The sequence below is a fragment of the Stappia albiluteola genome, assembly GCF_014050225.1.
Classification (GTDB): domain Bacteria; phylum Pseudomonadota; class Alphaproteobacteria; order Rhizobiales; family Stappiaceae; genus Hongsoonwoonella; species Hongsoonwoonella albiluteola.
In genome coordinates, this window is sequence record NZ_JACFXV010000066.1 from 56,973 (window position 1) to 76,374 (window position 19,402).

17 protein-coding genes and 2 pseudogenes are annotated in these 19,402 nt (G+C 65.1%); 11 read left to right on the forward strand and 8 right to left on the reverse strand.

The window, feature by feature from the left end:
* Nucleotides 1-310: 310 nt before the first annotated feature.
* The 3 genes from choV to H2509_RS18795 form a co-directional block, all read right to left on the reverse strand.
* The gene (gene choV / locus H2509_RS18785; protein ID WP_182168004.1) at nt 311-1,372 is read right to left on the reverse strand and encodes a choline ABC transporter ATP-binding protein; all 1,062 of its coding nucleotides are present in this window, start codon (nt 1,370-1,372) and stop codon (nt 311-313) included.
* Nucleotides 1,369-2,214 carry a choline ABC transporter permease subunit gene (choW, locus tag H2509_RS18790; protein WP_182168005.1) on the reverse strand — a complete coding sequence of 282 codons (846 nt, stop codon included), beginning with the start codon at nt 2,212-2,214 and terminating at the stop codon, nt 1,369-1,371. Before choW ends, choV begins: the two co-directional genes overlap by 4 nt.
* Nucleotides 2,215-2,298: 84 nt before the next feature.
* Nucleotides 2,299-3,249 (reverse strand): choline ABC transporter substrate-binding protein, encoded by a 951-nt coding sequence (locus tag H2509_RS18795; RefSeq protein ID WP_182168136.1) that lies wholly within the window; start codon nt 3,247-3,249, stop codon nt 2,299-2,301.
* A 330-nt stretch (nt 3,250-3,579) separates the two neighbouring features.
* Here H2509_RS18795 and betI point away from each other — a divergent pair, with 330 nt between their 5' ends.
* The 3 genes from betI to betB are packed head-to-tail and all read left to right on the forward strand — an operon-like array spanning nt 3,580 to nt 7,349.
* Nucleotides 3,580-4,179 (forward strand): transcriptional regulator BetI, encoded by a 600-nt coding sequence (gene betI / locus H2509_RS18800; protein ID WP_182168006.1) that lies wholly within the window; start codon nt 3,580-3,582, stop codon nt 4,177-4,179.
* Nucleotides 4,172-5,839 carry a choline dehydrogenase gene (gene betA / locus H2509_RS18805; RefSeq protein WP_182168007.1) on the forward strand — a complete coding sequence of 556 codons (1,668 nt, stop codon included), beginning with the start codon at nt 4,172-4,174 and terminating at the stop codon, nt 5,837-5,839. Before betI ends, betA begins: the two co-directional genes overlap by 8 nt.
* A 46-nt stretch (nt 5,840-5,885) precedes the next feature.
* Complete coding sequence (gene betB / locus H2509_RS18810; RefSeq protein WP_182168008.1) at nt 5,886-7,349, forward strand: betaine-aldehyde dehydrogenase; 1,464 nt, start codon at nt 5,886-5,888, stop codon at nt 7,347-7,349.
* A 1,331-nt stretch (nt 7,350-8,680) separates the two neighbouring features.
* Here betB and H2509_RS18815 read toward each other — a convergent pair.
* Nucleotides 8,681-9,271 carry a TetR/AcrR family transcriptional regulator gene (locus tag H2509_RS18815; RefSeq protein WP_182168009.1) on the reverse strand — a complete coding sequence of 197 codons (591 nt, stop codon included), beginning with the start codon at nt 9,269-9,271 and terminating at the stop codon, nt 8,681-8,683.
* Nucleotides 9,272-9,597: 326 nt separating this feature from the next.
* Between H2509_RS18815 and H2509_RS18820 the strand changes: the two genes are divergently transcribed.
* The 4 genes from H2509_RS18820 to H2509_RS18835 are packed head-to-tail and all read left to right on the forward strand — an operon-like array spanning nt 9,598 to nt 12,798.
* Nucleotides 9,598-9,906 (forward strand): hypothetical protein, encoded by a 309-nt coding sequence (locus H2509_RS18820; protein WP_182168010.1) that lies wholly within the window; start codon nt 9,598-9,600, stop codon nt 9,904-9,906.
* A complete protein-coding gene (locus tag H2509_RS18825; RefSeq protein WP_182168011.1) occupies nt 9,906-11,546 on the forward strand; it encodes a sodium:solute symporter family transporter in 1,641 nt (546 codons plus the stop codon). The genes H2509_RS18820 and H2509_RS18825 overlap by 1 nt, the downstream gene beginning before the upstream one ends.
* A complete protein-coding gene (locus H2509_RS18830) occupies nt 11,540-12,043 on the forward strand; it encodes a YIP1 family protein (RefSeq protein ID WP_182168012.1) in 504 nt (167 codons plus the stop codon). Before H2509_RS18825 ends, H2509_RS18830 begins: the two co-directional genes overlap by 7 nt.
* Nucleotides 12,044-12,060: 17 nt before the next feature.
* On the forward strand, nt 12,061-12,798 hold the full coding sequence (locus H2509_RS18835; protein ID WP_182168013.1) for a haloacid dehalogenase type II: 738 nt from the start codon (nt 12,061-12,063) through the stop codon (nt 12,796-12,798).
* A gap of 103 nt (nt 12,799-12,901) precedes the next feature.
* Here the strand turns inward: H2509_RS18835 and arsC are convergent, their stop codons facing one another.
* The 3 genes from arsC to H2509_RS18850 are packed head-to-tail and all read right to left on the reverse strand — an operon-like array spanning nt 12,902 to nt 14,690.
* A complete protein-coding gene (gene arsC, locus H2509_RS18840) occupies nt 12,902-13,249 on the reverse strand; it encodes an arsenate reductase (glutaredoxin) (RefSeq protein ID WP_182168014.1) in 348 nt (115 codons plus the stop codon).
* Nucleotides 13,246-14,349 carry a quinone-dependent dihydroorotate dehydrogenase gene (locus tag H2509_RS18845; RefSeq protein WP_182168015.1) on the reverse strand — a complete coding sequence of 368 codons (1,104 nt, stop codon included), beginning with the start codon at nt 14,347-14,349 and terminating at the stop codon, nt 13,246-13,248. The genes arsC and H2509_RS18845 overlap by 4 nt, the downstream gene beginning before the upstream one ends.
* A complete protein-coding gene (locus H2509_RS18850) occupies nt 14,346-14,690 on the reverse strand; it encodes a DUF952 domain-containing protein (protein ID WP_182168016.1) in 345 nt (114 codons plus the stop codon). The genes H2509_RS18845 and H2509_RS18850 overlap by 4 nt, the downstream gene beginning before the upstream one ends.
* 539 nt (nt 14,691-15,229) lie before the next feature.
* Here H2509_RS18850 and H2509_RS21285 point away from each other — a divergent pair.
* The 3 genes and pseudogenes from H2509_RS21285 to H2509_RS18860 form a co-directional block, all read left to right on the forward strand.
* A pseudogene (locus H2509_RS21285) lies at nt 15,230-15,431 on the forward strand (helix-turn-helix transcriptional regulator); the annotation flags it as partial.
* Nucleotides 15,432-15,502: 71 nt separating this feature from the next.
* Nucleotides 15,503-15,880 (forward strand): annotated as a pseudogene (locus H2509_RS21290) (S24 family peptidase); the annotation flags it as partial.
* A gap of 79 nt (nt 15,881-15,959) precedes the next feature.
* Complete coding sequence (locus H2509_RS18860) at nt 15,960-16,850, forward strand: thermonuclease family protein (protein WP_182168018.1); 891 nt, start codon at nt 15,960-15,962, stop codon at nt 16,848-16,850.
* Here H2509_RS18860 and H2509_RS18865 read toward each other — a convergent pair.
* Nucleotides 16,825-18,471, reverse strand: a complete 1,647-nt coding sequence (locus H2509_RS18865) for a lysine--tRNA ligase (protein ID WP_182168019.1) — start codon at nt 18,469-18,471, stop codon at nt 16,825-16,827. The two genes, H2509_RS18860 and H2509_RS18865, sit on opposite strands and share 26 nt — an antisense overlap.
* Nucleotides 18,472-18,737: 266 nt before the next feature.
* Between H2509_RS18865 and H2509_RS18870 the strand changes: the two genes are divergently transcribed.
* Complete coding sequence (locus tag H2509_RS18870) at nt 18,738-19,151, forward strand: tellurite resistance TerB family protein (RefSeq protein ID WP_182168020.1); 414 nt, start codon at nt 18,738-18,740, stop codon at nt 19,149-19,151.
* The last annotated feature ends 251 nt before the right edge of the window (nt 19,152-19,402 follow it).

Sequence of the window (19,402 nt, forward strand, 5' to 3'; positions counted from 1 at the left end):
TTCGCCGGGCCCAGACCCGGCGATCCATGGAGAGTCTGCGGCAAGGGGAGACGCAGATTGGATACGCGGGTCAAGCCCGCGTATGACGAGCCGAGGGGTACGGCAGAGAGGCGGCCACATGCCCTGCCATGCCTGCACAGCCGCACATCCTGTTACGGACCAATGGGCCCACAATCTCTGTCATGCCCGGCTCGACCGGGCATCCAGTAGCCGCCAACGCCGGAGATTCAGCCACCAACGCATGCGTTTACTGGATCCCCGTTTTCACGGGGATGACACCGGAGTGTGGGGCGGACGGAGACAAACAACCTCAAAGCAGGCATTCGAGAATTTCCGCCTCGCCGATGGTGCCGACGGGGCGGCCGGCCTCTTCCACCAGAACCGGCATGCCGCCGCCATCGCCGATTGCCGCGGTCCGCAGGGCGATCACCTCGCGCACCGGCGTACGCGGCTGGCAGCGCGGAGCATTGTCCGGACAGCCGGTGCCATTGAGCGGCTTCATGATATCGCGGGCGCGCAACACGTTGAGGGGGTTCATATGGGCGACGAAATCGGCGACATACCGGGTGGCGGGCTTCCGGACGATCTCCTGCGGCGTGCCGAGTTGGATGACGCGACCGCCTTCCATGATGGCGATGCGCGAGCCGATCTTCGCCGCCTCGTCGAGGTCGTGGCTGACGAAGATGATCGTCTTGTTCAGCTTGTCCTGCAGGGCGAGAAGCTCGTCCTGCAGCCGGTCGCGGATCAGCGGATCGAGCGCGGAAAACGGCTCGTCCATCAAAAGGATCGGCGCGTCGGTGGCGAAGGCGCGGGCAAGCCCCACGCGCTGCTGCATGCCGCCGGAAAGCTCGTGCACCGTCTTGCCGCCCCAGTCGGACAGGCCGACGAGATCGAGCTGGTGGTCGACCTTCTCGGCCCGCTCGGCCGCCTTCATGCCGGCAAGCTCGAGCCCGAAGCCGACATTGTCGCGCACGCTGCGCCAGGGCAGCAGGGCGAACTGCTGGAAGACCATGGCGATGCGCGAGCGCCGCAACCGGCGCAGCCGCTCCGGCGCGCAGCTGGTGGGATTGACCCATTCCTCGCCGTCGCGCACCTCGACCTCGCCGCGAATGACGCGGTTGAGCCCGTTGACGGCGCGAAGCAGCGTCGACTTGCCGGAGCCCGAAAGGCCCATCAGCACGATCACCTCGCCCTCGCGGATATCGAAAGTGGCGCCGGCGACGCCGAGGATCTGGCCGGTCTCGGCCTGGATCTCCGCCCGCGTGCGGCCGGCGTCGATCAGCGGCAATGCCGAGCGCGGCTTGCCGCCGAAGACGATATCGACATTCCTGAAGGAGACGATGGCGTCTCCCGTGCCCGCCTGCGAGTTCATCGGCTCCCCCCGTTTTCGCGCACCCGGAAGAAGCGGTCGAGCACGATGGCGATCAGCACGATCGCCACGCCGACCTCGAAGCCCCTGGCGATGTTGACCGTATTGAGCGCGCGAAGCGTCGGCACGCCGAGCCCGTCGGCGCCGACGAGGGCGGCAATCACCACCATGGACAGCGACAACATGATGGTCTGCGTGAGGCCGGCCATGATCTGCGGCATGGCATAGGGCAGCTCGACCTTCCACAGAAGCTGGCGCTTCGTCGCGCCGAAGGCCTCGCCCGCCTCGATGAGCTGGGTGGGCGTGGAGGAAACGCCAAGCTGGGTCAGGCGGATCGGCGCGGGAATGGCGAAGATCACCGTCGCGATCAGGCCCGGCACCATGCCGAGGCCGAAAAGGATGAGTGCTGGAATGAGATAGACGAAGGTGGGGATCGTCTGCATCAGGTCGAGCACCGGCCGCATGGCGGCATAGAGCTTCGGCCGGTGCGCGGCGGCCACCCCGAGCGGCACGCCGACCGCCATGCAGACCGCCGAGGCTCCGACGACCAGGGCGAGCGTCTCGGTCGTCTCTTCCCAGTAACCCTGGTTGATGATGAGCAGCAGGCTCGCCAGCACGAAGAGCGCGAAGCCGACGGTGCGGTGAACGAAATAGGCAAGGCCGGTGGCCAGCGCCACGATGACGAGGGGATGCGGCGTCTGCAATAGCCAGAGGATCCCCGAGATCATCGTCTCCAGCACCATGGAGATGCCGTCGAAGAACCATGTCGCGTTGTCGGTGAGCCAGTCGACAAGCGCCTTGGCCGAGGGGCCGATCGGCAGCTTGTGGTCAGTCAGCCATTCCAACGGCTTGCCTCATTTTCTTGAAAGGAAATCGTCTGCGGGAAATGCCGCGCCGGAGACCGTCCCGGCGCGGCGGATTTCAGGTCCTCAAAGACCGAGCGACTGCTTCACCGCGGCGAAGGAATCGCCGCCGTCGAAGGTGGTCACGCCTTCCAGCCAGCCTTCGAACGTCGCCGGCTGCTCCTTGAGCCATGCGGCCGCGGCCTTGGCCGGCTCCTCTCCGTCATTGAGGATCGCGCCCATGATCTCGTTTTCCATGGAGAGCGTGAACTTGAGGTTCTTCAGGAGCTTGCCGACATTCGGGCACTCTTCGGCATAGCCCTTGCGCACGTTGGTATAGACCGTCGCGCCGCCGTAATTCGGGCCGAAGATGTCGTCGCCGCCTTCAAGATAGGCCATCTCGAAATTGGCGTTCATCGGATGCGGCTCCCAGCCGAGGAAGACGATGTCCTCCTTGCGCTTGGTGGCGCGCGCCACCTGGGCCAGCATGCCCTGCTCCGAGCTTTCCACCACCTCGAAGCCCTTCAGGCCGAAGGTGTCCTGGTCGATCATGTCGATGATCAGCCGGTTGCCGTCGTTGCCCGGCTCGATGCCGTAGATCTTGCCGTCGAGATCGCCCTTGAACTTGGCGATGTCGGCAAAGGACTTCAGCCCCTTGTCATAGGTGTATTTGGGCACGGCGAGCGTGTATTTGGCGCCTTCCAGGTTCTCGCGCACCGTCTCCACCGAACCGTCCTCGCGATAGGGCGCGATATCGGCCTCCATGGTCGGCATCCAGTTGCCGAGGAAGACGTCGATGTCCTTGTTCTTCAGCGATGCGTAGGTGACCGGGACCGAGAGGATCTTGATGTCGGTGTCGTAGCCGAGCGCCTCGAGAACCACGGAGGTCGCCGCCGTCGTCGCCGTGATGTCGGTCCAGCCGACATCGGAGAAGCGGACCGTCTTGCAGGCTTCCGGCTCGGCGGCAGTCGCCGCCCCGCCAAGCGCCCCGGCATTGACAACCAGGGCGAGCGCTAGCGCGGGCGCAAGCGTGCTCATGCCGGCCTTAAGACCGGAAATCATAGTCCTCATAGGCAAATCCTCCTGCAAATTCGTGCAAGCCCCGGTGAAGGGCAATTCTCAGCCAGTAATTCCCCTCTTCGCCGATTGTTTCGGCTGTAGATTTTCCTGCCGGCTCGCCGCTTCCCTGCGTCGCGTTGCATGTTTATGCCGCGATGCAATCCCAGCGGAGCGATCCGGCGCTATCAAACCACCTTTCACTCACTTTGGCAAATCCGCCCCAAAAACCGGTTTTTTTATTGATTGAACGATCAATCAAAATTAAATCTGCTATTGCTTGGGTTTGCCGGGTGGACCGTGGAGTTTGCGATGCCGCGCATTGGAATGGAGGCTCACCGCCGCAAGGCGCTGATCGACGCGACTGTGGAAACAATCCACGCGCGCGGCTTTCCGGATGCGACCATGGCCGAGATCGCCCGCCGCGCCGGCGTCTCGGGCGGGCTTGCCCATCACTATTTCGGCTCCAAGGCGGGGCTTTTGAACGCGACCATGCGCGCCCTGCTGGCCGACCTTTCCCGCGACCTGCGCGCCCAGATGGCGAAGGCCGAAACGGCCCGCGAGCGCATTTCCGCGACGATCGCGGCAAGCTTCGGCCCGGGCCAGTTCCAGCCGGCGCTGATCTCGGCCTGGCTTGCCTTCTACCTGCAGGCACGGGTGGAGCCGGAAACGCGCCGGCTCCTGCGCATCTACCACCGCCGCCTCGTCTCCAACCTCGCCCACGACTTCGCCCTGCTGATGGGCCGCGAGGAGGCGCGCCGCGCCGCGGAAGGCACGGCGGCGATGATCGACGGGCTGTGGCTGCAGCGCGTCTTCAGCGAGGGACCGCCGCAGCCGCGCTCGGCGGTCCGCATGGTCGAGGATTACGTGGAGCGGCAGATCGTGGCGGGCGGGCGCGACCGGCATGCGTAAAGCGACCTACATCATCGTCGGCGCCGGCTCGGCCGGCTGCGCGCTGGCCTACCGGCTTTCCGAGGACCCGGCCAACCGGGTGCTGGTGCTGGAATTCGGCGGCACGGATGCCGGCCCCTTCATCCAGATGCCGGCCGCGCTCAGTTACCCCATGAACATGTCGCGCTACGACTGGGGCTTTGCCAGCGATCCCGAGCCGAACCTGAACGGACGGCGGCTCGCCACGCCGCGCGGCAAGGTGATCGGCGGGTCGTCCTCCATCAACGGCATGGTCTATGTGCGCGGCCATGCCTGCGACTTCGACACCTGGGCGGAGATGGGCGCGCGCGGCTGGGACTATGCCCATGTGCTGCCCTACTATCGCCGCATGGAGACGAGCCACCATCCGGGTCATGACAGCGAACCGGGCCTGCGCGGCACGGACGGCCCGCTGCACGTGACGCGCGGCGCCAAGTGGAACCCGCTCTACGAAGCCTTCATCGAGGCCGGCCGGCAGGCCGGCTACGAGACCACCGCCGACTATAACGGTCTGAAGCAGGAAGGCTTCGCCGAGATGGAGATGACGGTGTGGAAGGGCCGGCGCTGGTCGGCCGCCAACGCCTATCTGAAGCCGGCCTTGAAACGCGGCAATGTCGACCTCGTCACCGGCGCGCTGGTGCGCAAGGTGCTGTTCGACGGCAGGCGGGCGATCGGCGTGGAATACGAGCGCGGCGGCCGCATCGAGACGGTGCGCGCGGAACGGGAGGTGGTGATCGCCGCCTCCTCCATCAACTCGCCGCGCATCCTGCTGCAGTCCGGCATCGGCAGGGCAGCCGACCTGCAGGCGCTCGGCATTGCCGTCGTCGCCGACCGGCCGGGCGTGGGCGCCAACCTGCAGGACCACCTGGAACTCTATATCCAGCAGGCCTGCACCCAGCCGATCACGCTCTACAAGCACTGGAACGTGTTTTCCAAGGGGCTGATCGGGCTGCAGTGGCTGTTGCGGGGCACCGGGCTCGGCGCCTCGAACCATTTCGAGACCTGCGCCTTCATCCGCTCGCGCGCGGGGATCAGGTATCCCGACATCCAGTACCACTTCCTGCCTTTCGCCGTGCGCTACGACGGCAGGGCGGCGGCCGAGGGCCACGGTTTCCAGGTGCATGTCGGGCCGATGCGCTCCAAGTCGCGCGGCCGTGTGGCGCTGACCTCGCCCGATCCGAAGGCGCCGCCCTCGATCCGCTTCAACTACATGTCGCACCCAGACGACTGGACGGAGTTCCGCACCGCGATCCGCCTGACGCGGGAGATCTTCGCGCAACCCGCCTTCGCGCCCTTCCGTGGCCAAGAGATCCAGCCCGGCGAAGCGGTGCAAAGCGACGAGGCGCTCGACGACTTCATCCGCGAGCATGCCGAAAGCGCCTTCCACCCCTGCGGCACCTGCCGGATGGGCGCGGCCGACGACCCCTATGCCGTGGTCGATCCGGAAGGCCGGGTGATCGGCGTCGACGGATTGCGGGTTGCCGACAGCTCGGTCTTCCCGCAGATCACCAACGGCAATCTCAACGCGCCGTCGATCATGGTCGGCGAGAAGATGGCCGACCACATCCTGGGCCGCGATCCGCTGCCGCCTTCCAACCAGGAAGCCTGGATCCATCCGCACTGGCAGACAGCCCAACGCTGATTACAATAAGCCGGTCAGGGCCACCGGCAGGACGAGGAAATTACCCATGCGCGCGCAGCCGACCGCATCCCATTACATCAACGGCGCCTATGTGGACGACCCGGAGGGTGCGGCGATCGAGAGCCGCTATCCGGCGACCGGCGAGGTGATTGCGCGGCTCAACGCGGCCAGCCACAGGACGGTGAACGCGGCGGTGGCGGCCGCGCGCGACGGCTTCAGGGTCTGGGCCGCGACGCCGCCGGCCGAACGCGGCGCGGTGCTCAGACGGGCCGCCGACATCCTGCGCGCCAGGAACCGCGAGCTTTCGGAACTGGAAACGCTCGACACCGGCAAGCCGTTGCAGGAGACGCTGGTCGCCGATGCGGCCTCGGGTGCCGACTGCCTCGACTATTTCGGCGGGCTGACGCGCACGCTGACGGGCGAGCATATCGATCTCGGCGGCTCCTTCGCCTATACGCGGCGCGAGCCGCTCGGCGTCGTCGCGGCGATCGGCGCCTGGAACTACCCGATCCAGATCGCCTGCTGGAAGGCGGCTCCGGCGCTCGCCTGCGGCAACGCGGTCGTCTTCAAGCCCTCGGAACTGACGCCGCTTTCAGCACTCAGGCTTGCCGAAGCGCTTACCGAAGCCGGGCTTCCGGCCGGCGTCTTCAACGTCGTGCAGGGCTATGGCGACACCGGCGCGCATCTCGTCTCGCATCCGGAAGTGGCGAAGGTATCGCTGACCGGCTCCGTGCCGACCGGCGTCAAGGTGGCGGAGCTGGCTGCGAAAACGCTGAAGCACGTGACGCTGGAGCTCGGCGGCAAGTCGCCGCTGATCGTCTTCGACGACGCGGATGTGGAGAACGCCGTCTCGGCAGCCATCAACGCCAATTTCTACTCCACCGGCCAGATCTGCTCGAACGGCACCCGCGTCTTCGTGCAGAAGGGCATCAAGGAAGCCTTCCTCAGGCGGCTCGCGGAACGCACCGCGAAGGCAAGGCTCGGCGATCCGCTGGACGAGGAAACGCATATCGGCCCTCTCGTCTCCAGGGCGCAGATGGACAAGGTGCTGGCCTATATGCAGCTGGGCCGCAACGAGGGCGCGCGGCTCGTCTGCGGCGGCGGGCCGGCCGAGGTCGCAAGCCTGCCCGAGGGCTATTTCGTGCAGCCGACGGTGTTCGCCGACGTCGCCGACCACATGCGCATCGCCCGCGAGGAGATCTTCGGCCCGGTCATGTGCGTGATCGACTTCGACACGGAAGACGAAGCGGTGGCCCGCGCCAACGCCACCGAGTTCGGCCTCGCCGCCGGCGTCTTCACCCGCGACCTTGCCAGGGGTCACCGGGTGGTGGCGAAGCTCCACGCCGGCACCTGCTGGATCAACACCTACAACCTGACGCCGATCGAAATGCCCTTCGGCGGATACAAGCATTCCGGCATCGGCCGCGAGAACGGCCATGCGGCGATCGAACACTACAGCCAGGTCAAGTCGGTCTATGTGGAGCTCGGCGACGTGGCGAGCGCGTATTGAATCAGGCGTGAGAGCGGGCTTTCGCCCGCAAAGATTTCCGGATCCCGGCTCATCGTTCGGCTACGCCTCACTCGCCCGGGATGACGGCGGAGAGTGCGGTCGCCTCTTTGCCGTAACCCCTCGGCTCGTCATCCGCGGGCTCGATCCGCGTATCCACACGGTGCCAGCACGTTTCGCCGTCGCCCGATGGATCGCCGGGTCTGGGCCCGACGAAGACGAGGGGAGAGGCAGTGCGTCCGTTGCGCAGCAGAATTAGATGCAGCCCCCCGCCCCACACTCTGATGTCATCCCCGTGAAGACGGGGATCCAGTAAACGCATGCGTTGGTGGCTGAATCTCCGGCCACCGTGGTTACTGGATGCCCGGTCGGGCCGGGCATGACAGAGATTGTGGCAGACCGCTTGCCACGTACTCCCGTCATCCCGGGTCATCGCTCGGCTGCGCCTCACTCGCCCGGTATAACGGCGGAGTATGCGGTTACCTCTCTGCCGTAGCCCCTCGGCTCGTCATACGCGGGCTTGACCCGCGTATCCAAGCGGCAGCACCGCTTGCCGCAGAGCTTCATGGATCGCCGGGTCTGGGCCCGGCGATGACGAGCGGAGAGGAAGTGGGTCTCGTCGAAGGCCGGCGGTCAGGCATGGAGTTGCCCACACTCCGGTGTCATCCCCGCAAAGACGGGGATCCAGTAAACACCTGTCTCAGCGGCCAAATTTCAGGAGCTGGCGGCTACTGGATGCCCGGTCGAGCCGGGGCATGACAGAGATTGTGGGCCCATTGGTCCGCAACAGGATGTGCGGCTGCGCAGGCATGGCAGGGCATGCTGCCGCCTCTCTGCCGCAACCCCTCGGCTCGTCATACGCGGGCTTGACCCGCGTATCCAAGCGGCGCCTGCATCGTGTACCACCGCCCTTGGATCGCCGGGTCTGGGCCCGGCGAAGACGAGGGGAGAGGCAGTGCGTCATCCGACGGTTGAGGAGTGAGGCTGGCGCCTGCCCTAAACTCTGATGTCATCCCCGTAAAGACGGGGATCCAGTAGACACCTGCCTCAGTGGCTAAATCTCCGGCGTTGGCGGCTACTGGATGCCCGGTCAAGCCGGGCATGACAGAGTATGCGGTAAACGCCCAACCCAGACTCCCGTGTCATCCCGGACCGCAGGCGCGCATGCGCATCGCGAGAGCCGGAATCCAGACATCGCTCGCGCAATGCGCGTCTTGAAATGATTAGGGAGCGGGCCACGCCCGCAAAGATTTCCGGTTCCCGGCTCATCGTTCGGCTTCGCCTCACTCGCCCGGGATGACGGAGTGTGCGGCTGCTTAGGGTTGCTGAAGGACCTACGCCGCCACGGGCTCGCGGCAGGCGGACAAAGCGGCTGAAACGATGCCCTCAAGCCGGGCGCGATCCGGCGATGTGCGGGCAATGACGTTGAGGCCCTGCGCGACGCAGACGAGGTAGCGGGCGAGATCCACCGGCTTCTGCCCGAGATGGACCAGGCCCGGATCGCGCTCCAGCGCGCGGCGGAAGGCATCCTCAAGCCGCAGGAAATGCTCCGCCATGATCTGCTGGACGAGGTCGTCCCGCTCGCCAAGCTCCATGAAGGCATTGGTGCCGAGGCAGCCCCATTGCCGCCGGCCGGCGACGATGCCGTCGATCAGGTAATCGAAATAGGCGCGGATGCCGCCAATGCCGGACGCGCTCTTCTCGATCCGGCCGATGCCCTCGCGGGTAACGTCCGAGATATACCGGCGCATGGCCAGCAGGAAGAGGTCGTGCTTGCTGCCATAGGCGGCATAGACGCTGCCGGGATTGAGGCCCATCGCCTCGCAAAGCTCCTGCATGCTGGCTGCGGTATAACCCCGCTTCCAGAACACGTTCAGAGCGCCGGCAAGCGCCACTTCCTCGTCAAACTCACGATGTCGAGCCATGGACCGCGCGTATCCTGTCTGCTCAGATCATTTGAACACATATGAATTGTAACGTTAGTTCGATCCGCCCCGCCCGGCAAGTGCGGGAAACCGCGGAATATACCCGAAAGCGCCAATAGACCGGCACCTCGCATCCTCCAATATGCTAACGTCGATTAATCTTGAATTGACATTCACGAAATTTCCTGAATTCTCGTTCAACATTGCGAGAGCCCGCGACGGGGGACGATTCCGGACAACCGGCATCGCACGAGCGTCGGCCTTGCAGCACAAAACACACCGCAAAGGTGGCCCCATCGACAAAACCGTCCAGGGAGCGACATGTCATGAATGCCTACAGGAAGGAGTGGCGATCGACGCTGGTCTTCGGCGCCCTCTATCTGGTGCTGGCGCATACCGGCCTCATCGCCATCTATACCGGGGTCGACAACTCCGTCCGAGTGCTCGGCTTTCCCATTCACTATTTCCTCGCGATCGTCCTCGGCTCCGCCGGCGTGATGGTGGTCTCCATCCTGTGGAACCGCTACGCGGACAATCTGGAAGACGAGATCGAGATGGAAAACGGCAAGGCGCCCCGCACGGGTGACGCCGAAATGCCGAACGCCGCCGCCCTCGCCAGGGAAGGAGCGCGCTGATGACCGAAGCGGACTGGCAAATCCAAAATATCTGGCTCGGCATGGGCATCAGCCTTGCCGTCTTCGCCATGTATTACATCGTCGCGCTGATCTCCAACAAGCAGACCCACACCTCCGCCGACCTTTACGTCGCCGGCCGGTCGGTCGGCCCGATGGTGAACTCGCTCGCCGCCGCCTCCACCTGGATGAGCGTGGCAACCTTCTTGGGCGTCGTCGCCCTGATCCAGCAGCTCCACCTGCCCTTCGTCTACATGTGGGTGCAGCTGATCCTCAGCGTACCGCTGCTCGTCCTGCTCTACGGCGCCTCGCTGTGGCGCGTCGGGGTCTATACGTCGGTGCATTTCGTGCAGCTGCGCTACGGCCGCACGGCCGGCTACCTGGCCGCCGGCTGGATGCTGCTGATCATGCTCATGTACATGGTCGGCCAGTTCATCGGCATCGCCAAAGTGTTCGAGGTGCTGCTGGGCCTGCCCTACCTGCCCTCGCTGATCATCTCGGCGTTGGTGATCACCGGCTACATCACCATCGGCGGCATGAAGGGCGCGACCTATAACGACGCCATCCAGATGGTGATCATGATGATCGCCCTGCTGGTGCCGCTGGCCGCGATCCTCAAGCAGATGGGCGTTTCCGGCTACTGGTTCCCGCCGCTCGGCTATGGCGACATGACCGATGCGCTGCTGGAGCGGATCCCGACCTTCTTCGACCTGAAGTTCGAGCCGCGCTTCTACATGGCGCTGTTCGTGGCGCTCACGCTCGGCACGCTCGGCCTGCCCCAGCTTGCCCAGCGCGTGCTAACGTCCTCCAGCATCAAGGCCGCGCGCCGCGTCGTGCCTTGGTTCTGCCTCTGGGTCGGCCTGATGTTCCTTGGCACCTATGCCATGGGCTTCGCCGGCGTCTATCACTTCGCCCTGATCGGCGAGACGCTGACGCCGGAAGCCGCCGACAAGACGACGCTGCTGCTGAACCTCGCCTACAATCCGGAATGGGTCAGCGCCTTCGTGATCGCGGGCGTGCTGGCGGCCGGCGTGTCGACCATCGCCGGACTGATGATCGGCGTCGCCACCATCGTCGGCCACGACATTGTCGGCAGCTTCAAGCCGGACATGCCGGACGTGAAGAAGCTGCGCTGGGGCTATATCGCGCTGGCCGGCACCGGCGTCGTGTCGCTGCTCGTCTCGCTCGACCCGCCAGCCTTCCTCATCACCAGCATCTTCTGGGCCTTCGGCCTGTGCGCCACGGCCGTGACGCCGATGGTGGTGCTGGGCGTGTGGTCGACCCGCATCAACCTGTGGGGCGCGATCCTGGGCAGTGCCGTCTCCGGCGCTCTCTACATCTGCCTGTCGCCCTACGTGTTCCCCGACTTCTCGGTGGGCAACGGACTGATCGCCAAGCTCGGCTATTCGGTGGCGCTGATCACCGTGCCGGTCGGCTTCATCGTCACGATCCTCGGCTCGCTGGTTGCCGAGAACCTGTTCGGCGAAAAGGCGAGCGGCGAACTGTCCCGCGCCCAGGAACTGGTGGAGCAAATGCACGGCTGGGCCACCGTCACGCGCGAGCGCTACAACGGCGTGCAGTGGCTGCTGATCCTCAGCGCGCTGTGGGTACCCGTCCTGATCTGGGGCCTGCAGCCTTGGTAACGGCAAACAAGCTGGCGCAGTACCGGGGGCTTACGGCCCTCGGTATTCCCCTGACCGGAATCCTCTGGAGCACCGGAGTGTATTTCGGCCGCGCCGGCGAAATCGAGGCTCTCGACGTTTCTCCGGCCCAGGCTTTCTTCCTGGTCGCAGTCGGCGGGGTCTCGCAAACGGTCGCCCTGTGGTTCGGCCTTGCCGCCGTAACCTGGGCGATGATCCGGGTGCTTCGCGCACGGATCGCCTTCATCCGGCTGCTTGCGCTTCTGTCCACCGCCTCCGTGGGGCTGTGGGCAGGAGCGCCGGCAGCCGGCTTTTATCTCACTTCCGAAGGACCGGCACGCCCGGCCGCCGCACTGATCGCCCTTGCCGGCGTGGCGGCGAGCCTTGTCATCGCCGCCGACGGCATCCGCGAAGCGACCGGCTGGACGAGCACCCGCGCCTGGTGCGCCATCGTCTTCACCGCGATCTTCGTGGCGAGCTTCGCCTCACTTTCAATCTGAACAACAGGACACGTACCATGACCGTGAAAGCCGTCGTTTTCGATGCCTACGGCACTCTCTACGACGTTCAGTCGCTCTCCTCGGTGACCGAGGAAATGTTCCCCGGCAAGGGCGAGCTGATCACCCAGGTCTGGCGGCTGAAGCAGCTGGAATATTCCTGGCTGCGCTCGCAGATGGGCGCTTTCCGCGACTTCTGGTCGATCTCGCAGGAATCGCTTGCCTATACGCTCGACTGCCTCGGCGTCGCCTATGACAAGGCAGTGTTCGAGACGATCATGGACAAGTACCGTCATCTCGATCCCTATTCCGACACGATCTCCTCGCTGCAGGGCCTTTCCAGCCTGAAGCGCGCGATCCTGTCGAACGGCAGCCAGGGGATGCTCGACGCGCTGGTGAAGAACACCGGCCTCGACCAGCATCTCGACGCCTGGATCAGCATCGACGCGGTGGAAATCTTCAAGCCGAACCGCAAGACCTACGGCCTGATCGAGGAAAAGTTCGGCGTCAAGCCGGAGGAAGTGCTGTTCGTCTCCTCCAACGCCTTCGACGCCTGTGGCGCCAAGAATTTCGGCCTCAAGGTGGCATGGATCGAGCGCGTGACCGCGCAGGCCCTGCGCGACGAGGTCGCCGGCCTCGACGTCGTCGGCCCGACCACCATGTTCAAGCTGCTGCGCATGCGCATGGAGCACTGGGGCCTCGACCCCGACTACCGGCTGAAGTCGCTGAACGAGCTGCCGGCGCTTTGCGGCGTCTGATACGCGGCAGTTCAGAAAATGAGTCAAGGCGCGGGGCCTTGTCCCGCGCCTTTTTCGTTTTTTCCTCTCAAGTGAGCCGCCTCATCCGGCCGCTAAGCGACCTTCAGATGATGTCCAGCACGGCTTCGGGCGGCCGCCCGAGCGCGGCCCTGCTGCCGGCGAACACCACGGGCCGCTCGATCAGGATTGGATTGGCGGCCATGGCGGCAACGAGAATGTCCGGGTTGATGACCTCGGCAAGCTTCATTTCCCTGTAAAGCGCCTCGCCCGTGCGCATCAGCTTGCGCGGGTCGTCGAAGCCGAGCGCGAGAAGCGCCGAGCGGATCTCCGCCTCGTTCGGCGCGTCCGACAGGTAGTCGCGCACCCGCACCTTCTCGCCCTTCTCCTCAAGCAGCGCCAGCGTCTGGCGCGACTTGGAGCAGCGAGGGTTGTGCCACATCAAGACGCTCATTCCGCTTCCTCCCCAAGTCGGGCCCAGGCGTCGCGATTGACGCCGCTTGCCTCGGAAATGCTTTTCAGGCCATGCGCATCGAGCTGCCGCGAAAGATGCTTCAGGATGCGCGCCACCAGGCCCGGACCTTCGTAGACGAGGCCGGTATAAAGCTGGATCAGCGTGGCTCCGGCGGCAATCTTCGTCCAGGCGGATTCGGGGCTGTCGATGCCGCCGACGCCGATGATCGGCAGATCGGGCCCGACCAGCTTGCGCATGCGGGCAAGCACGATGGTCGACTTGCGAAAGAGCGGCCGCCCGGAAAGTCCGCCGGCCTGTTTCGCGGTCGCCTGATCTCTCAGCCCGTCGCGGACGATCGTGGTGTTGGAGACGATGAGGCCGTCGACGCCCGAGGAAAGCACCTCTTCCGCGATCTCTTCCTGCGAAGCGGCATCGATGTCGGGGGCGATCTTCAGCAGGACCGGCACCTTGCGCCCCACCCTCTGGACAGCCGCATCGCGCGCGGCGAGCGAGCGGGCCAGCAGCTCGGCCAGAGCCTCGCGCGCCTGCAGGTCCCGCAGGCCCGGCGTGTTGGGCGAGGACACGTTGACGGTGAAATAGGAGGCGAGATCGGCGAAACGCTCGACCCCCGCGACATAGTCGGCAATGCGGTCGGACGCATCCTTGTTGGCGCCGACATTGACGCCGACGATGCCGCCGCGATGACGGCGCGCGGCAAGCCGCTCATACATCGCCGCATGGCCTTCGTTGTTGAAGCCGTAGCGGTTGATCACGCCGTGGTCCTCGACAAGGCGGAAGACGCGCGGCTTCGGGTTGCCGGCCTGCGCCAGCGGCGTCACGGTTCCCGCCTCGGTGAAGCCGAAACCGAGCTTCAGCACCGCATCCGGCACCTCGCCGTTCTTGTCGAAGCCGGCCGCCATGCCAAGCGGATTGGGGAAGGTGAGATCGAAAAGGTTCACGGCAAGCCGCCCGTCGCCACCGGGCGCGCAGCCCGGCATGAGGCCGCTCGCCAGCGCCTTGATCGTCAGACCGTGCGCGGTCTCCGGATCCAGAGAAAACAGGGCGCTGCGGGCCAGCCCGCCGACAAGACCGCTGATCATGCCAGATCCTCCGGGAAGCGATGGCCGCCATCGGCGCCGAGCGGCAATTCGACGACGAAGGACGCGCCTGCCGGGTCGAGCGGCGCATAGAGATGCGGGAACAGCGCGCCGCCGCGCGACACTTCCCACTTCAGCGCATCGCCCAGCCTTTCCGCCTCGACCGCGACGAGAAGGAGATCGCCCTGGCCCCTGAAATGCCTGGCAGCGGTCTCCCTCACCTGGGTGCCGTCGGAGAAATGAATGAAACCATCCGCATGATCGACGGGCGCGCCGTCGAAACGTCCCTTCGCTTCGGCTTCCCGCCACAGGGCCTTCGGAACGATCTTGTAAATCAGGGTCATCGGCAGCCTTCCGCTTCGCTTGCGAGGCTTTTAATGCGCTTTCCCGCGCGGGGAAACCACCTGCCCTCCACGATGGCTGCGGAAAACGGCCGACAGGGAAATGACGCAGCGGATAAAGGCTAGTCACTGGAACAAAACAGGAATATAGGGTCAGGACTCATTAATTTGACTGGAATGGCGTTCGAGATGACGAGAGATGGAAGGAAAAGCTCGAAGAGCGGGGCTATTCCCCCGGTCGAGGGCTTTGACGCGGCAGGTCGAAGTCAGCTCGATCGTCCTTTGGATCGGGCGGATCCGCACGGACTACTTTGTCGCAAACCCTTGCAAGGCTTTAGCCTTCCTGTGGGCTTGCTCCTCGTATCCGCACAAATCCGCTCCGACCATTTCAGCCAAATTAATGGGTCCTGACCCTAAACCGTGATCAACAACATAAAGGGATAAATTCCTCAAGCCTCCTGCAATGCCCGCACGGGTTCTGCAAGGTCTCTGTGCCAAGGCCCGGACCTCCGCCGGGCTGCGCTTCGCAAAGGAGCGATCCAATGCTTTCGCATGACAAGGTGTGGTCCGCCATCGACACCCTCGCCCGCCGCAACGGTCTCACGCCTTCCGGCCTCGCCCGGCGCGCGGGACTGGACCCCACGACATTCAATCCCTCCAAGCGGGTGGCAGGTGACGGGCGACCGCGCTGGCCGTCGACGGAATCGCTCGCCAAGGTTCTGGAGGCAACCGGCGCCGACCTGACCGAGCTGGCCGTGCTGGTCAACCAGGGCGAAATGGCCGCTTTCGGGCGGACGGCTTCGCTGGCACGGACCGTGCCGCTGCTCGGCCTCGCGCAGGCGGGCGCCGGCGGATATTTCGACGACGGCGGCTTTCCGGCCGGCACGGGCTGGGACGAGATCTCCTTCCCCGTTGCGCATGGCGAAAATGTCTACGCGCTGGAAGTCAGCGGCGATTCCATGCAGCCCCTTTACCGGGACGGCGACATCCTGATCGTCTCGCCGGGCGCGGCCATACGGCGCGGCGATCGCGTCGTGGTGCGTACGCTGGAGGGCGAGGTGATGGCCAAGGTGCTGCATCGCCAGACGGCGAAGAACATCGAACTGCACTCGCTCAATCCGGCCCATCCCGTCCGCCTGTTCGAGATGAAGGAGATCGAATGGGTGGCCCGCATCGTGTGGGCAAGCCAGTAGCCTTGACGTCGAGGCGCCGTTACACTGAGCCGGAATCGATGCTGGCAATATCCTGATCACACCCTGACGGGAGGCTCAGATGGGATGGCGGAGCTGGGCTTTCGTGGCGCTGGCGGGCCTTGCGGGCCTTGGCGGACTTAGCCTGATGCCCTCGCCCGACGACGGCCGGCAAAACGCCTCGGATGCCACCGTGCAGGCGCCGCTGATAGCCGCCCCGCCGATCCACCCCGACACGCTGCGCGACGTGACGCCGACGGGCATCCTGCCCCATCCCCCCGTCCATGCTCCCCTGAAGCGGGTGGCCCGCGAAAAGCCGAAGGAGCCGGAGAAGGAAAAACTTCCTGAGGTTCTGGAATTTCGCCTGCCGCTGGTGCTGGACGCCCGCACGCTGCGCGTGAAGAAGACGACGATCCGGCTTGCCCATCTCGAGGGGCCGGAGCTCAACGAGGAATGCTCCTCGCGGCTCGGCGGCAAATGGCCCTGCGGCATGCGCGCCCGCACCGCGCTGCGCTCCCTTGTGCTGCGCAACGCGATCCGCTGCGGAGACATTGCCGAGACGGAGAGCGACGAGGTGGTGGCGCATTGTGAGAAGGGGGCAACGGATCTGGCGCTGTGGATGCTGGGCCAGGGCTGGGCGCGGGCTGCCGAAGCCGCTCCCGCCGCCTATCGCGAGGCACAGGAAAAGGCGGAGGCCGCACGCAAGGGCCTCTGGCAGCTCGAAGGCCCCGTTCCCATCGCAGGAAGCGCGGATACGCCCTCCCTTCCCTCGCCCAATATCCTGCTTGAAGACATCGAGATCACGCCCGACGACGGCAGGGCCGTCGAGGCGGACGAAGGGTTATCCCAAGCAGAAGGCCGGGCGGACGAAGGACTGCCGCCGCCGGTGGAAGACCAGGCGGCCGCGGCCGTTCCCCGCAGCGAGCGACCCGCGGCTTTCGGCGCTTTCAGTGCGCCAGCGCCCTTGCGATGAGCGCCCGCGTCTCGGCAATGCCGTAAAGCGCAACAAAGGAGCCGAAGCGCGGTCCCCGCTCCTGCCCCAGCAGAAGCTGGTAGAGCGCCGCGAACCAGGCGACCGAAACGCCCGGACCGCCGTCCGGGCTTTTCTTCGCGTGATCCTGGTAGCGCTCGATCGCGCGCGCCACGTCGAGCACGGCATCCTGGATCTCCTCGCCGCTCGCGCCCTGCGGCAGCGAGGCAAGCTTGGCATCGAGCGCCTCGAGCGCCTGCCGCTCGGTCTCGTCCGGTTCGCGGAAGCTCTTGGTCGGCTTCACGAAATCGTCGAAGTAGCGGATCGCGTAGCCGACGAGTTCATCGAGCTTGGGATGGGTGGCCGGCGTCACTCCCGGCGAATAGCGGGAGATGAAGGCCCACAGCACATCCTTGTTTTCCGCGTTCGAGGCGGAGACGAGGTTCAGCAGCAGGGCGAAGGGCACCGGCATGTCGATCGCCGGCGGGTTGCCGGAATGGATATGCCAGACCGGATTGGCGAGCTTCTGCTCGACCGGCATGCCCGAAAACTTGCCGAGGAAGGTGAAATACTCGTCCACCGCCTTCGGGATGACATCGAAATAGAGCTTCTTGGCGGTACGCGGCTTCTGGAACATGTAGAGTTCCAGGCTTTCGGTCGGGGCGTAGGTCAGCCACTCGTCGATGGTCAGGCCATTGCCCTTGGACTTGGAGATCTTCTCGCCCTTCTCGTCGAGGAAGAGTTCGTAGACGTAGTGCTCAGGCGGAGTGCCGCCCAGCGCCGAACAGATGCGGTCGTAGATCGGCATGTTCGGCCCGTGATCCTTGCCGAACATCTCGAAATCGACGTCGAGCGCCGCCCAGCGCGCGCCGAAATCCGGCTTCCACTGCAGCTTCACCTGGCCCCCGGTGATGCCCTGGGTGATCTCCTCGCCGTCCTCGTCGATGAAGGTGATGGTGCCCGCCGCCGCGTCGACATGCTTCATCGGCACGTAGAGCACGCGGCCGGTCTTGGCCGAAATCGGCAGGAACGGCGAATAGGTGGCGCGGCGCTCCTCACCCAGCGTCGGCAGCATGATGTCCATGATGGCGTTGTAGCGCTCGGCGACGCGCTGCAGGATCGCGTCGAACTTGCCGGACTTGTAATACTCGGTCGCGCTGGCGAATTCGTAGTCGAAGCCGAACGTGTCGAGGAAGCGCCGCAGCATGGCGTTGTTGTGATCGGCGAAGCTCGCATAGTCGCCGCCGAACGGGTTCGGCACCGAGGTCAGCGGCTTGTGCAGATGCGGCTCCAGGAACGACTTGTCCGGCACGTTGTCGGGAATCTTGCGCATGCCGTCCATGTCGTCGGAAAAGCAAAGCAGCCGGGTCGGCACCTTGTCTTCGGTCAGCAGGCGGAAGGCCGTGCGCACCATCGTGGTGCGCGCCACCTCGCCGAACGTGCCGATATGCGGCAGCCCCGAGGGTCCGTAACCGGTCTCGAACAGCACCGGCCGGCCGCCGCCGCGCTTCTCCACCCGTTTGACCAGTTTGCGCGCCTCTTCGAAGGGCCAGGCTTTGGAAGCCCTGGCCGCCTCGACGAAGGAGGGCGACAGGTCAAGGACAGGCAGGGAGGCTTCGCTCATTTTTTCGAGGTTTCCGCAAGAAGAGACAGGTTCGCCAGGCAGGCTTGCGCGTGGCGCGTCGGATATTTGCCCGTTCGGCATTATTAAAGCGCCTGGGAGCGCGCGGAACCTAGAAAAGTACACGCCTCGCGTCAATCTTTCCGCGTGCCGCGGCCCCCTCTTTCCCGACGCATGGACCATCACGGGCAAAAGACGCCTTGCGTAGAAACGGCCACGGGCCTACCTGTCGAAGGCGGAACATTGAGAACGAAGGGTTTAGCAAGACGATGAGCGACCAGATCCCCCTTCAGGAAGCGCTGATCTATGTGATGGTCATCACCTCGGCCGCCGACAACAGCATGACGGACCGCGAGCTCTTTTCCATGGGCGACGTGGTGAAGACGCTGCCGGTTTTCCGGGACTTCGACGGCGAGCGGCTGGTGACGGTGGCACAGACCTGCGGTGAGCTGCTGCAGGAAAAGGACGGGCTGAACGTCGTCCTCGATCTGGTTACTCGCAGCATTCCGGCCAAATATCGCGACACGGCCTATGCGCTGGCCGTGGAAATCGCCGCAGCCGACCTCAACGTCAACCAGGAGGAACTGCGCCTGCTGCAGATCCTGCGCGATCGGTTCGATCTCGACAAGCTGACGATCGCGGCAATCGAGCGCTCCGCCCAGGCTCGCTACCGCAAGGCCTGAGGCTTCGGGACGCCCGGCAAAAGAACGATACGCACGAACGCGCAGGCCTTTCTGACGTTTGGACGCCGCACGGGCGCGGATGATGTCTGGGTCCCTGTGTGTTGCGTTTGTATCAGGATGGCTGCGGGCCGGGATGACGCTGGAGTGTGGGGCAAGCGCTTGTCCCACACTCAATCGTCGGAGGACGTGCCGCCTCTCCCCTCGTCTTCGCCGGGCCCAGTACCTGGAAATGCCCCCGCGATCCAACGGAC

Excerpts from the sequence above, each read along its gene's own strand:
- choV (WP_182168004.1), bottom strand. The coding sequence starts at position 1,372 with ATGAACTCGCAGGCGGGCACGGGAGACGCCATCGTCTCCTTCAGGAAT.
- H2509_RS18795 (WP_182168136.1), bottom strand. The coding sequence starts at position 3,249 with ATGAGCACGCTTGCGCCCGCGCTAGCGCTCGCCCTGGTTGTCAATGCC.
- betI (WP_182168006.1), top strand. The coding sequence starts at position 3,580 with ATGCCGCGCATTGGAATGGAGGCTCACCGCCGCAAGGCGCTGATCGAC.
- betA (WP_182168007.1), top strand. The coding sequence starts at position 4,172 with ATGCGTAAAGCGACCTACATCATCGTCGGCGCCGGCTCGGCCGGCTGC.
- betB (WP_182168008.1), top strand. The coding sequence starts at position 5,886 with ATGCGCGCGCAGCCGACCGCATCCCATTACATCAACGGCGCCTATGTG.
- H2509_RS18815 (WP_182168009.1), bottom strand. The coding sequence starts at position 9,271 with ATGGCTCGACATCGTGAGTTTGACGAGGAAGTGGCGCTTGCCGGCGCT.
- H2509_RS18820 (WP_182168010.1), top strand. The coding sequence starts at position 9,598 with ATGAATGCCTACAGGAAGGAGTGGCGATCGACGCTGGTCTTCGGCGCC.
- H2509_RS18825 (WP_182168011.1), top strand. The coding sequence starts at position 9,906 with ATGACCGAAGCGGACTGGCAAATCCAAAATATCTGGCTCGGCATGGGC.
- H2509_RS18835 (WP_182168013.1), top strand. The coding sequence starts at position 12,061 with ATGACCGTGAAAGCCGTCGTTTTCGATGCCTACGGCACTCTCTACGAC.
- arsC (WP_182168014.1), bottom strand. The coding sequence starts at position 13,249 with ATGAGCGTCTTGATGTGGCACAACCCTCGCTGCTCCAAGTCGCGCCAG.
- H2509_RS18845 (WP_182168015.1), bottom strand. The coding sequence starts at position 14,349 with ATGATCAGCGGTCTTGTCGGCGGGCTGGCCCGCAGCGCCCTGTTTTCT.
- H2509_RS18850 (WP_182168016.1), bottom strand. The coding sequence starts at position 14,690 with ATGACCCTGATTTACAAGATCGTTCCGAAGGCCCTGTGGCGGGAAGCC.
- H2509_RS18860 (WP_182168018.1), top strand. The coding sequence starts at position 15,960 with ATGGGATGGCGGAGCTGGGCTTTCGTGGCGCTGGCGGGCCTTGCGGGC.
- H2509_RS18865 (WP_182168019.1), bottom strand. The coding sequence starts at position 18,471 with ATGAGCGAAGCCTCCCTGCCTGTCCTTGACCTGTCGCCCTCCTTCGTC.
- H2509_RS18870 (WP_182168020.1), top strand. The coding sequence starts at position 18,738 with ATGAGCGACCAGATCCCCCTTCAGGAAGCGCTGATCTATGTGATGGTC.